At 68.1% G+C, this 12,470-nt stretch carries 12 protein-coding genes; 9 read left to right on the top strand and 3 right to left on the bottom strand.

Annotated features, from left to right (window positions below; translation table 11 throughout):
* Window positions 1-173 precede the first annotated feature (173 nt).
* Window positions 174-965, top strand: a complete 792-nt coding sequence (gene otsB, locus ABDW31_RS21330; RefSeq protein WP_343699558.1) for a trehalose-phosphatase — start codon at window positions 174-176, stop codon at window positions 963-965.
* On the top strand, window positions 962-2,443 hold the full coding sequence (gene otsA / locus ABDW31_RS21325) for an alpha,alpha-trehalose-phosphate synthase (UDP-forming) (RefSeq protein WP_343699503.1): 1,482 nt from the start codon (window positions 962-964) through the stop codon (window positions 2,441-2,443). The genes otsB and otsA overlap by 4 nt, the downstream gene beginning before the upstream one ends.
* Here otsA and ABDW31_RS21320 read toward each other — a convergent pair.
* Window positions 2,440-3,864 (bottom strand): alpha/beta fold hydrolase, encoded by a 1,425-nt coding sequence (locus ABDW31_RS21320; RefSeq protein WP_343699502.1) that lies wholly within the window; start codon window positions 3,862-3,864, stop codon window positions 2,440-2,442. The two genes, otsA and ABDW31_RS21320, sit on opposite strands and share 4 nt — an antisense overlap.
* Before the next feature lie 124 nt (window positions 3,865-3,988).
* Here ABDW31_RS21320 and ABDW31_RS21315 point away from each other — a divergent pair, with 124 nt between their 5' ends.
* Window positions 3,989-5,389, top strand: a complete 1,401-nt coding sequence (locus ABDW31_RS21315) for a LytTR family DNA-binding domain-containing protein (RefSeq protein ID WP_343699501.1) — start codon at window positions 3,989-3,991, stop codon at window positions 5,387-5,389.
* On the opposite strand, the gene ABDW31_RS21310 is transcribed toward ABDW31_RS21315, so the two are convergent.
* A complete protein-coding gene (locus ABDW31_RS21310; RefSeq protein ID WP_343699500.1) occupies window positions 5,386-5,754 on the bottom strand; it encodes a BlaI/MecI/CopY family transcriptional regulator in 369 nt (122 codons plus the stop codon). The two genes, ABDW31_RS21315 and ABDW31_RS21310, sit on opposite strands and share 4 nt — an antisense overlap.
* A 166-nt stretch (window positions 5,755-5,920) precedes the next feature.
* Here ABDW31_RS21310 and ABDW31_RS21305 point away from each other — a divergent pair, with 166 nt between their 5' ends.
* From ABDW31_RS21305 to ABDW31_RS21280, 6 genes are all read left to right on the top strand, one after another.
* Window positions 5,921-6,394, top strand: a complete 474-nt coding sequence (locus tag ABDW31_RS21305; protein ID WP_184720663.1) for a hypothetical protein — start codon at window positions 5,921-5,923, stop codon at window positions 6,392-6,394.
* Between the two features lie 395 nt (window positions 6,395-6,789).
* Entirely contained in the window at window positions 6,790-7,005 is a 216-nt protein-coding gene (locus ABDW31_RS21300) for a DUF4287 domain-containing protein (RefSeq protein ID WP_184720664.1), read from the top strand.
* Between the two features lie 122 nt (window positions 7,006-7,127).
* Window positions 7,128-7,949 (top strand): fumarylacetoacetate hydrolase family protein, encoded by an 822-nt coding sequence (locus ABDW31_RS21295; protein WP_343699499.1) that lies wholly within the window; start codon window positions 7,128-7,130, stop codon window positions 7,947-7,949.
* Window positions 7,950-7,975: 26 nt separating this feature from the next.
* Window positions 7,976-9,253: an MFS transporter gene (locus tag ABDW31_RS21290; RefSeq protein WP_184720672.1), complete on the top strand. Its 1,278-nt coding sequence runs from the start codon at window positions 7,976-7,978 to the stop codon at window positions 9,251-9,253.
* Between the two features lie 75 nt (window positions 9,254-9,328).
* Window positions 9,329-10,375, top strand: a complete 1,047-nt coding sequence (locus ABDW31_RS21285; RefSeq protein WP_343699498.1) for an oxidoreductase — start codon at window positions 9,329-9,331, stop codon at window positions 10,373-10,375.
* A 61-nt stretch (window positions 10,376-10,436) separates the two neighbouring features.
* Entirely contained in the window at window positions 10,437-11,669 is a 1,233-nt protein-coding gene (locus tag ABDW31_RS21280; RefSeq protein WP_343699497.1) for a PQQ-dependent sugar dehydrogenase, read from the top strand.
* Here the strand turns inward: ABDW31_RS21280 and ABDW31_RS21275 are convergent.
* Complete coding sequence (locus ABDW31_RS21275) at window positions 11,666-12,409, bottom strand: hypothetical protein (protein ID WP_343699496.1); 744 nt, start codon at window positions 12,407-12,409, stop codon at window positions 11,666-11,668. The genes ABDW31_RS21280 and ABDW31_RS21275 overlap by 4 nt on opposite strands.
* Window positions 12,410-12,470: the final 61 nt, after the last annotated feature.

Below are 12,470 nucleotides of genomic sequence, written 5' to 3'. Positions count from 1 at the left end.
AAAACCTCACCCTGAGCCTGTCGAAGGGCGGGGTTTTCGGCTCCTCTGCCCAAAATATGAGCCCCGTTCGCATTGGGGCGAAAATCCGGCGAACTTAAGTGTCAGGTCGGGATCGAACTGCCAGCCACGGCGTTCTGTGCGGCATGTTGCTTACCGATCAGGGGGTATTCGCCATGGCCGCCGCTCAGCCGGTCCTGCGTTCGGAGTCCGTCGTGCTCCCACCTCCGCCCCTAGACCTTCCGCGCCGCACGGCCCTGTTCCTGGACCTGGACGGCACCCTGGCGCCGATCATGCCGCGTCCCGACGACGTGGGTCCCGACCCTCGCCGCGCCCGGCTGCTGCAGCGCCTGCACGCCGCGTTCGACGAGCGCGTCGCCGTGGTCAGCGGCCGTGACCTGTCGAACCTGGACTACATCCTGGGCGGCGGCGTCAAAGCCATCGGCGCCGTTCACGGCCTGATGCGTCGCGCCGCCGACGGTCAGGTGATCACCCGCGAGCCGCATCCCGGCCTGGCCGACGCGCGCCGCATCCTGGTCGAGCTGGCCCATTGCGAACGCGGCCTGCTGTTCGAGGACAAGGGCCTGTCCGTCGCTCTGCACTATCGCAACGCCCCCGGCTGCGCCGAAGCGGTGATCGAGGCCGGCGAGCGCCTGTCTCAGGCCACGGGCCTGGTCCTGCAGCTGGGCGACATGGTCGTCGAGCTGCGCACGCCCGGCGCCGACAAGGGCGCGGCCGTCACCGCCTTCCTGCGCGAGGCCCCGTTCCTGGGCGCGACGCCGGTATTTGTCGGCGACGACCTGACCGACGAGGACGGCTTCCTGGCCGTCGCCCGCCTGGGCGGCTTCGGCGTGCTGGTGGGCCAGCCCCGCCCGACCGCCGCTCGCTATCGCCTGGACGACACCCACGCCGTCGCCCGCTGGCTGGAGGGCCTGACGTCGCCCGCCGAGCTGGGGATTCCCGCATGAGCCGGCTGATCGTCGTTTCCAACCGGGTCAACCCGCCCAACCCCGCCGAGGGCGGCGAAGGCAGCGTCGGCGGCCTGGCCATGGCCCTGGCCGCCGCGCTGCGGGAGTATTCCGGCATCTGGTTCGGCTGGTCCGGCAAGACCATTCCCGAGTTCACCGGTCAGCTGAACATGCAGCGGATCGAGGGCGTGACGGTCGCCACCGTCGACCTCGAGGAGACCGACTACCAGGAATACTACAACGGCTACGCCAACAAGACGCTGTGGCCGCTGTTCCACTATCGCGTCGACCTGACCGCCTATGACCGCTCGTTCGGCGAGGGCTATGAGCGGGTCAACCGGCGCTTCGCCGAGACGCTGCTGCCGCTGATCGAGCCGGACGACATCGTCTGGATCCACGACTACCACCTGATCCCGCTGGCCAAGGAGCTGCGGCGGATGGGCGTGAAGAACCGCATCGGCTTCTTCCTGCACATCCCGTGGCCGGCCCACCAGCTGGTGGTCACCCTGCCGCGCCACCGGCAGCTGGTCGAAGCGCTGTTCGACTACGACCTGATCGGCTTCCAGACCGAGGAGTCGCTGCAGGCCTTCGAGGGCTACGTCTATTCGGAGGTCCACGGGACCAAGAACGCTCGTGGCGAGCTGGAGGCGTTCGGCCGCAAGACCTGCGCCGCGGCCTTCCCGATCGGCGTCGACGCCGACGACTTCGCCTCGATCGTCAAGGGCGATACCGCCCAGCGGACCTACGACCGGATGATGGCCCACAGCGTCTTCCGCAAGATGGTCGTGGGCGTGGATCGCCTCGATTATTCCAAGGGTCTGGAAGAGCGGTTGATCGGCTTCGAGCGCTTCTTGGCAGACCACCCCAACATGCGTAACGAGGTCATGCTGCTGCAGATCGCGCCGCTGTCGCGCGACGAGGTCGAGGCCTATCAGGACCTGCGCGGACGGCTGGACGGCCTGATCGGCCGCATCAACGGCGCCTATGCCGAGATGGACTTCACGCCGATCCGCTATGTGAACCGCTCGTACCGGCGCGACGAGCTGGCCGGGGTCTATCGCGCCGCCAAGGCCGCTCTGGTCACGCCGCTGCGCGACGGCATGAACCTGGTGGCCAAGGAATATGTCGCCGCCCAGGACCCGGAAGATCCAGGCGTGCTGATCCTGTCGCGCTTCGCCGGCGCGGCGCGGCAGATGAAGGACGCCCTGATCATCAATCCCAACAGCCCGGAGGAGATCTCCGACGCCCTCGAACGCGCCCTGTCGATGGACGTGTCCGAGCGCAAGCGCCGCTGGGAGGCCCTGTTCGACAACGTCCAGCGCGAGGACGTCACCGCCTGGCGCGACGACTTCGTCACCGCCCTGCGCGGCCGCCCAGAGGCGGCAGACGAGGACGCCTCCGCCCCCGTCCGCAGCCTGGACGTGGCCAGCAAGGTGCTGCGCGCCAAGACCCCCGAAGCCAAGGCGATGCGGGCCTAGGCTAACGGAAAGGTCGGCGGCGGCAGCTTCAGCGTCGTGTCGCCGACCGTCTCGCCGCGGAAGAACCGCACCAGCAGGTCCTGCACGCCCGGATGGGCCTCGAAGACGTTGTGGCCGGCGTTCTCGACCATGACCTGCGCCTTGTTGCGGAACTGGGCGATCACCTCGGCCTGCTCCTCCAGCGGCGTGCGGCCGTCCAGCGAGCCGGCGACCAGCAGGGCCGGCGTGTCGATCTTGAATGACGCCCGGAAGTCCTCTCCCAGATCGACCCTCGGGATCGCGCCCAGCAGGTGTGGCATCGGGTAGTTGAAGGCGTCGCCGAACACCGCCGTCTTGGCTTCCGCCCGGATCAGCGCCAGGCGCCCCGGCGAGACGCCGGACGCCAGGTCCATGGCCTCGGGCATGCCGCCGATGGTGAAGAGGCCGCCCACGCCGGCCAGCAGCGGCGCCAGCACCTCGGTCCGGCCGGCGTCCAGCGCCAGATAGAGGCCCGGCAGGCGCGACAGGCTGGGCGGATTAGCCACCATCCCCGAGGCCAGCATCTGGATGCCGAAGCCGCCCAGCGTCAGGTCCTTGCCGTCGATCTTCAACGTCACCGGCTTGGCCTCGTAGCGGGCGTGCACGCGGCGCATCAGGGCCGGCAGGTCCGGGATCGCCGCGCGGGCCGCCGAATCCTGACCCAGCACGCCATCCACCCGCCGCATGAAGGCGTCGATATGGGCGGGGCGCTTCACCGTCTGATCCAGGCCCTCCAGGCTGGCCAGAGCGACGCGGTCGATCACGTCGGCATGGCGCTTCAGCACCGCCAGGCCCAGGTGCGAGCCGTAGCTTAGGCCCCACAGGCTTACCTTGTCCGCTCCCAGGTGGCGGCGCAGGTCGTCGATGTCGTCGGCGCTCTGCTCGGTGTTGTAACCGGCCATGGCGACGCCGGCCGCGGTCCAGTCCACCCAGGCCTTCTGGGTCTCGTCGCGGACCCAGCGGGTCAGGCCCTGATGCGTCAGGGCCGGCCAGGGCGCGGTCGAGGCCGGGCGCTCCGGGATATGGGCCGACAGCCCCACGCCCCGCTGGTCAAAGGCGATGACGTCGGCGACCTCGCGCAGCGCCATGAAGATCGAGAACCGCGGGCCGGTCGCCGCGTCGACGCCGGACCCGCCCGGTCCGCCGGCCAGATAGACGATCGGCGATCCCGGCTTGGCGGCGGTCGAGCGGAAGCGGACATAGCCCAGGCGGATGCGGCGCGAGCGCGGGTCGCGGCGATCCTCGGGGACCTCGAAGAAGCCGCGCTCGGCGTCGGCCTCCTGGCCCTTACGGCTGGCGAACCGGAACGGTCCGGCTTGAGGCTGGCGAGCCAGCGCGACACTGGGCAGCGCGAGGCTGGCGACGGCGAGAAGAGAGCGGCGGTTCAGGAAGGTCTGGGTCATGCTCCCGTTGAAGCCGACTTTCTGGGCCCGTGAAGCCGCGCTTCGGCGAACGGTCGCCCTGCCTCGGTGAACGGATGCGCATTTCGGTGAGCGACACGCTAGGGTGCCGGCCATGTGGCGCAGCTTGTTTCTGATCACTCTCCTCCTGGCCGTCCTGCCGTCTTCGTCGCGGGCGCAGGAGACGTCGTGGCAGGCGTGCCATGCAGACACGGGCGGGCCGACGCCTGTCCTGCGCGACTGCCGCCCGGTCGAAGGCGTCATCGATCCGCAAGGCCGCGAACTGTGGCTGCGCGCCGTCGTGCAGCGTCCGGCCGGGGCCAACGCCACCGCCTTCTATGTCGTCGGGGTCGCCTCTTCCGAGGTCTGGCTGAACGGCCAGACGCTGGGCGCCAACGGACGCCCCAGCGCGTCGCGCCAGACCGAGACGCCCGGCCGCTACCAGATCGCCTTTCCGATTCCCGAGCGTCTGTGGCGGCCCGCGGACAATGTCGTCGTCGTCCACCTGTCGTCGTTCCACGGAACCGTGCGGCTGGACACGCCCATCGGCGGGCTCATCGTGGCGCCCTATCCCTGGCCCGAGCGCACGACGCTGCTGGCTGTGACCTTCCTGGCGGCCGGCGCCCTGTTCGCGGCGGCCTTCGGCTTCGGCGTGATCCACGGCTTGAGACGCACCGCCTCCAGCCTGACCCTGGCCGCCCTGGCGTCGATCGCCGGCCTGCAGGCCCTGCTGGAAACCTTGCGGGCCCTGGTTCCCTATGCCTACCCCCTGCACGGCCTGCGACTGGTCGGCATCTGGGCCCTGAGCGCCGCCTTCGCCGTGCTGCTGGTCTCATATGCGGTGACCCGGTTCTGGCCCCAGGCGCGCCGCCCCTTGATGGGTCTTGCCCTGGCGGCGGTCGGCGCGTCGTGCCTGGCGCCCGGCTTCGATCTGAAGACCGTGCTGGCCTTGCTGATCGGCGTCGGCCTGGCGGCCATCGCCGCGGCGGTCGCCGTCTATCGTCGCGTCCCGTCAGCCCGCCCGACCCTGGCCTATCTGCTGGCATTCCTGGGCGTGGGCCTGGTCTTCCCCCAGTGGCTGGCCGACGTGACCTATTTCCTGTTCGCCGCCGGCCTGCTGCTGCCGCTGCTGATGGCCGAAGTCATCCGACTGGGCCGCGACGACCAGGACCGCGAGGTCGCCCTCACCCGCGCCGCCGATCGCCCTGACTGCCTGACGGTGGCCTCGGCTCGCGGCGTGGAGCGGGTGCCGCTGAGCGCCATCGTCGCCGCGGTCGGAGCCGACGACTATGTCGAGCTGCGGCTGACCGACGGCCGGCGCCTCCTGCACGCCACGCGCCTGGACCGGCTGGACGCCGAACTGCCGGCGACCTTCCTGCGCATCCACCGCTCGGTGATCGCCAACTTCGCCCATGTGCGCGGTTTCGAGCGCGACGGCGGCCGCCATCAGCTTCTGATGCACGACGGCGCGCCGCTGCCGATCAGCCGCAACCGGCTGCCGGCGGTGCGCGAGGCGCTGGACGCCTAGCGCTTCTCTTCCAGGCCCGCGATCAGGGTCTTCAGCTTCTCGACCTCGTCGGCCTTCAGCGGGCGGTGCTGGGCGAAGTGGCTGATCAGCGGGGCCAGTTGGCCGTCGAACAGCCGGTCCAGCAGGCCCTGGCTCTCGATCTGGACATAGGCTTCGCGCTCGATCAGCGGGCGATAGCCGTGCTTGCCCTCGGCCCGCTCGGACTTGATCGCCTTCTTCTTCAGCAGGCGATTGATCAGGGTCTTGACCGTGGCGTCGCCCCAACTCTGGGCGGCCCCGACCTCGGCGACCAGTTCGTCGGCCGACAGGGGATGACGGCGCCACAGCGCTTCCATGACCTGGGCTTCGGCGGAGGTGATGTGCATGACGCTTACATCCGTAATTCTCGGCGACGCTATACCCGCTATTACGGGTGTCAAGCACGGGGTGAGTTGGGGCGCCGCCTCCCTTCCGGGAAAGACGGATCGACGGGCCGGACGGGGTGGTTAGCTGCCCTTGGCTCCGAGCAATCGTAACTATAGCCTGGCAACTATGACCGCCCCGATTGTGATTGCGCGAAAGTCCCCGTGGGTGGTCGGCATTGCTTCGGTTTGCGCGGTTGCAGCTGCCATCGCCTTTACACATTTCTCCATGCAGACCGGTTTCGACACCTCGTCACGTCCTTGGATGACCAATCGTCTCTGGCTTTGGATCGCAGCAGCCTACCTGGTTAGTCCGCTACTGATTATCTTCGTTCTGACCCATTGGGTCATTCTCGCTCGTCGCGAGTTCGTTTGCATCGCATCGGAAGGCGACCGCTTGGTTATCTCCGCGCTCCCGGCAAGAAGCATTTTGCTCTCCGCACTGGAAGCTGTGGAGGCAAAGGGCGGACTGCTGCTGCTCACCTTGGATAGCGGACAGCAGATCGGCGTTGGGCGCTGGGGCTTGATCGGTGGGACCGATGCCGTGATCGAACGGCTGCGGCGACTGAAGCCAGGGCTTGAACCGGAAAGCGGACAATTTTGAAGTCTGCTCAGGGTGGTGAGCGGCCTTTCGAAATCCCTCTCTCATAGAGAGAGGGAGGGGCCCGCCGCGAAAGCGGTGGGAGGGTGAGAGGTTACACCGCTCACCGATTGATCCTCGGCCTCTCCACTTGGGTTGCGCAAAAGGCCCAGCCGGTCCTGGCTATCCCAAGGCCTGTATCCGCCGCCTTGCCCCCCGCCTGGTCCGGAAAGGCTGTAACCTCTCACCCTCCCACGCCTGCGGCGCGGGCCCCTCCCTCTCTCTATGAGAGAGGGGCCGTAGCGTCCCAGACGGGTCGAAATTCGTCCCTAAAACCCCTCTTTCATCGAGAGCGGATTCTGGTGGTGCTCGCCGCTTCGCCACGGCATCAACGGCCCCTGCAAGCTTCGGAGACGGTGATGGCTGACGGCAAGGTCAAGGGTCCGGCGTCCTATTTCCCGTCCATCGAGAAGACTTACGGACGCCCGGTCGCCGACTGGCAGGCTGTGGTCCGGAGCGCCTATCCGGCCAAGCACATGGAGTTGGTCGCGCTTCTGAAGACCGAGCATGGCCTGGGCCATGGCCACGCCAATGCGATCGTCGCCTACACCCTGGCGGAAGACGGCTTGAAGTAGCCCCGCCCAACCCCTTTCGCATCCCTTAACGGCCGCATTGTCAATGACACCGGTTTCCACTAGACACGATGCAAACCCGCCAAGCGGGGCTTGTACTGATGTATCGAGGGAGGGTTTACGGCGTGACCGTTTCTGAGGCCGACAGCAAGGTTTTCACCCCTGCGGCGATCGCTCCCCAGTTTGTAAAGGCCAGGCAAGAGGGCGTTTCGGTCCCCGGTTATCCGGGCGACGTGATTCCCGACAGCATGGCCCAGGGCTACGCCGTCCAGGACATCGCCATCGACCTGTGGCCCGACGAACTGGTCGGCTGGAAGGTGGGCCTGGTCCCGCCGCAGCACCGTGAACGCCTGGGCGCCGAGCGCCTGGCCGGCTGCATCTTCAAGAGCAAGGTTCAGGACGCCAAGGTCGGCGCCGCGAACGAATACCGCGCCATCGAAGGTGGCTTCTGCGCCGTCGAGGCCGAGTTCATCATCCGCGTGGGCAAGGACGCTCCGGCCGACAAGACCGAGTGGACCGCCGAGGAAGCCGCCGAGTACGTCGGCGAAGTGATCGTCGGCGTCGAGATCGCTGGCAGCCCGCTGGCCACCATCAACAAGCTGGGCCCGCCGGTTGTGTCGTCGGACTTCGGCAACAACGACGGTCAGATCCTGGGCCAGGTCATCCCCAACTGGCGCGACGTCGCCTGGGAAGACATGCCGGTCGAGACCATCATCAACGGCGTGTCGCTCGGCAAGGCCACCGCGGCCACCATCCCGGGCACGCCCCTGGCCGCCTTCGCTTTCCTGCTGGGCCTGGTCGCCTCGCGCGGCAAGCCGCTGAAGGCCGGTCAGATCGTCACCACCGGCGCCACCACGGGCATCCACGACGTGGTCGCCGGCGATGTGGCCAAGATTGACTTCGGCCCATACGGCGTCATCGAGTGCGTCGCCGTTCCGGCGAAATAAGAACAAGTAGGGGAAGGAAAGCGTCCATGGTGGACTTTTCTAAAGCGCCCGAGCCCTCCGAGAAGATCGGGCGGTACCGGTGGATCATCGTCGGCCTGCTGTTTGCGGCGATGGTCATCAACTATGTCGACCGTCAGACGATCGGCCTTCTGAAGCCCAACCTCTCCAAGGAGTTCGGTTGGGACGAAAACGACTACGCCAATCTCGTCTTCTATTTCCAGATGTCCTACGCCATCGCCTATGTGGCCTGGGGTAAGGTCATGGATAAGATCGGGGCCCGCTGGGGCTTCGGCATCGCCTTCCTGATCTGGCAGCTGGCCCACATCGCCCACGCCGGCGCGCGCGGCCTGAACGGCTTCATCTTCGCCCGCATGGGCCTGGGCGTCGGCGAAGCCGGCGGCTTCCCCGGCGGCATCAAGGCCGTGGCCGAGTGGTTCCCCAAGAAGGAACGCGCCTTCGCCACCGGTATCTTCAACGCCGGCACCAACATCGGCGCCATCGTCACGCCGCTGGTCGTGCCGGGCATCGTGCTGGCCTTCGGCTGGCAGATGGCCTTCATCGTCACCGGTCTGGCCGGCCTGATCTGGCTGCCGATCTGGCTGCTGGTCTATCGCCGTCCGCGCGAAGTGAAGAAGCTCGGCGCCGCCGAACTGGCCCACATCGAGCAGGATCCGGCTGACCCGGTCGAGAAGATCGCCTGGACCAAGCTGCTGACGAAAAAGGAAACCTGGGCCTATTCGCTCGGCAAGTTCCTGATCGACCCGATCTGGTGGATGTTCCTGTTCTGGCTGCCCGACTTCCTGGGCAAGCGCTACGGCCTGGACCTGAAGTCGTTCGGCCCCCCGCTGATCGCCATCTACCTGCTGTCGGACGTCGGCAGCGTGGGCGGCGGCTGGCTGTCGTCGAACTTCCTGAAGATGGGCTGGAGCATCAACAAGGCTCGCAAGATCACCATGCTGATCTGCGCCCTGCTGGCCGTGCCGGTCATCTTCGCGGCCAATGTCGACAACCTGTGGGTCGCCGTCCTGATCATCGGCGTCGCCACCGCGGCCCACCAGGGCTTCTCGGCCAACCTCTACACCCTGCCGTCGGACGTGTTCCCGCGCGGCGCGGTCGGTTCGGTCGTGGGTATCGGCGGCATGCTGGGCGCCTTCGGCGGCATGGTGTTCTCGAAGTACATCGGCGGTGTGCTGGAAAGCATCGGCACCTACACGCCGATCTTCATCGTCGCCGGCAGCGCCTATCTGGTCGCCCTGCTGGTCGTGCACCTGCTGAGCCCCAAGATGGAAGAAGTGAAGATCTAAGGATCCTCACCCATCACGAGACGACGACGAAGGCCGGGGAGAAATCCCCGGCCTTTTTCGTGGTAGCAAAGCGGCATGACCGCCTCCCCTCCTCTGAATGTCGCCCTCGTTGGCTACGGCTATGTCGGCCAGACCTTCCACGCCCCGCTGGTGGCCGCCACGCCGGGCCTGAGCCTGCACACGGTGGTGTCCAGTGATCCGACCAAGGTGGCGGCAGACTTTCCCGACGTGCGGGTCGTGGCCCAGCTGGACGAGGTCCTCGTCGACCCGGCTATCGATCTGATCGTCATCGCCACGCCCAACGCCCTGCACGCGCCTCAGGCCCTCGCGGCGTTCAGAGCCGGCAAGCACGTGGTGGTCGACAAGCCCTTCGCCCTGGATACGGCCCAGGCGCGGGAAATGGCCGATGCGGCCGAAGCCGCCGGCAAGCTGCTGGTTGTGTTCCACAACCGCCGCTGGGACAGCGACTTCCTCACCCTCAAGCGCCTAATCGCCGAGGACGCCCTGGGCCAGGTCGTGCAGTACGAGAGCCACTTCGACCGCTTCCGTCCCGAAGTGCGCGATCGTTGGCGCGAGCGGGCCGGTCCGGGCTCAGGCGCGTGGATGGACCTGGGGCCGCACCTGCTGGACCAGGCCTTGGTGCTGTTTGGCGAGCCGCTAGGGATCTCGGCCGACATCGGCGTCCAGCGCGAAGGAGCCGGCGCCGACGACTATTTCCACGTGGTGCTGCGCTATCCGACCTTGCGGGTCCTCCTGCACGGCAGTTTGCTGACCGCCGCCTCCGACCTGCGCCTGGCGGTGCACGGGACCAAGGGCAGCTACCTCAAGCACGGACTGGATCCGCAGGAAGCCCAGCTAAAGGCCGGCATGACCCCCGGCGCCCCCGGCTGGGGCCGCGACAGCCGGCACGGCGTCCTGGTCACCGTCGAGCATGACCACCAGATCCGCGCCGACGTCCGCCCCGAGATCGCCGGCTACCGCACCTTCTACGCCGGCGTCCGCGACGCCCTCCTGCACGGCGCCCCCTCCCCTGTGCCAGTGGCGGAAGCGCTGCGGGTCATGGAGCTTCTAGAACTGGCCCAGCGCGCCAGCGACGAGCGGCGCGAACTGGCGGTCGGCTAGCAAGAAAACGTCACGCGCCGACGGGTAGCCGCTGCGGGCGAAACGGGCTTAACCTTGGGGCATGCGCCAGATCATGCTCACCGCCGCCTCCGCCCTTGTCGTGCTCGCCGCTTGCGGGCCCGCTCCCGCCCAGCCGGGCCAGGCCGCCGGGGGCGCTGCGCCCGTCGAGACCCGCGTCGCCAACGCCGACAGCCAGAAGCCGGCCTTCGCCGGCCAGACCCGCGCGCCGGGGCTGAACTCCAACACTGTCGGCCAGTACACGACCAGCGCCAGCGGCCTCGACCACCCCTGGGGCCTGGCCTTCCTGCCGACCGGCGAGATCCTGGTCACCGAGAGGGCCGGCCGCCTGCGGGTCGTCGGCAAGGACGGCCAGCTGTCGCCCGCCGTGACGGGCCTACCGGCGGTCTACGCCTCGGGCCAGGGCGGCCTGCTGGGCGTGACCATCGACCCCGACTACGCCAACAACGGCCTGGTCTACTGGGCTTTCTCCGAGGAACAGGGCGGCGTGAACGGCACAGCCGTGGCGCGCGGCAAGCTCACGCTGGGCGCGGCGCCCAAGCTGGACAACGTCCAGGTCATCTGGCGCCAGGCGCCGAAGATGAACTCCAGCCTGCACTTCGGCGGCCGCGTGGTCTTCGCCCGCGACGGCAAGCTCTTCATCACCACCGGCGAGCGCTCGGTGCGCCCCGGCCGCGTCCAGGCCCAGCAACTGGACGGGACCCTGGGCAAGGTGGTGCGCATCAACGCCGACGGCTCGATCCCCTCGGACAACCCCTTCATCGGCCAGGCCGGCGCCAAGCCGGAGATCTGGTCGCTGGGCCACCGCAACCTGCAATCGGCCGCCCTCGACCCGCAGGGCCGCCTGTGGACCGTCGAGCACGGCGCCAAGGGCGGCGACGAGCTGAACCGTCCCGAGGCTGGCAAGAACTACGGCTGGCCGACCATCACCTATGGCGAGGAATATTCCGGCCAGCCGATCGGCGACGGCCTCACCCAGAAGGCCGGGCTGGAGCAGCCAGTCTATTATTGGGATCCGGTCATCGCGCCCTCGGGCATGACCTTCTACGAGGGCGACCTGTTCAAGGGCCTGAAAGGCAGCGTCCTGATCGGCTCGCTGGGCGGGCTGAACGTCACCCGCCTGGTGCTGAAGGACGACAAGGTGGTGGGCGAGGAGCGCCTTTTCACCGACATCGGCGCGCGCGTGCGTGACGTCGTGGCCGGTCCGGATGGGGCGATCTATGTCCTCACCGACGAAGGCGACGGCAAGCTGATCAAGATCACCCCAAAGGGCTAGGGCCGGCCCACCGTATCCGACACCGCCACCACGTTCAGCGGCGGCTGGGCTGGGCCGAACGGAATGCTGCCGGGCGCCGGAACGGCCGGCGCCGGCGGCGGAACAGACGGCGCGGCCACCTGCACCGGCGCGGGCGGCGGGACGGGATCGGCCGCCACGAAGACCGGCTTGGGCGCAGCCTTGGCGGCGACGAACACCAGGCGGTCGCCATTGCAGGCGCCGGCGTTCTGCAGGCCTTTCAGATAGCCGCGCCGCACAAAGCCGGCCTTGATCGCCTCGCGCACCATCTGGTCGTGGCGCTCGGCCCCGGTCAGGCGACGCACCCAGCCGCGCATCGGGATGACGTCGGTGATGGTGCTGGCCACAACGCCCAGGACGGGCTTGGACATGCCGCCGCTCTCGGGGTCGTTCTTGCCGTCGTCCTTGGGGTCGTCGTAGTCGTCGCCCAGCACGGCGTCGAGCTTGGCGATCTCGGCCTTCAGCGGCTTGCAGCCCATCGGCGGCGGCGCATAGGGGTCGGCCACCGCCTTGGTCAGCAGATCCGGGATCTTGGAGCGCACCACGTTGATATCGCGCAGCGGCGCCACCACGGCCGAGCCCAGATTGTCGGTATTGGCCTCCGACGAGGTCTGGGGAATGGCTTGCCGCTCACCCGCCAGCGCCGCGTCGCTGGCGCCAACGCCGAAGCACAGCGCCAGCACCGCCACACCGCAACGGCCCATTCGAACTGGCGAGGTCATCTCCCTGCACTCACGCTGTTGATCACGCCCCTTCAACCCGGGAATCGCCCGCGCTGTTCCG

The organism is Caulobacter sp. (assembly GCF_039596335.1).
Lineage (GTDB): Bacteria > Pseudomonadota > Alphaproteobacteria > Caulobacterales > Caulobacteraceae > Caulobacter.
This window is presented reverse-complemented; position numbering and strand designations above follow the sequence as displayed.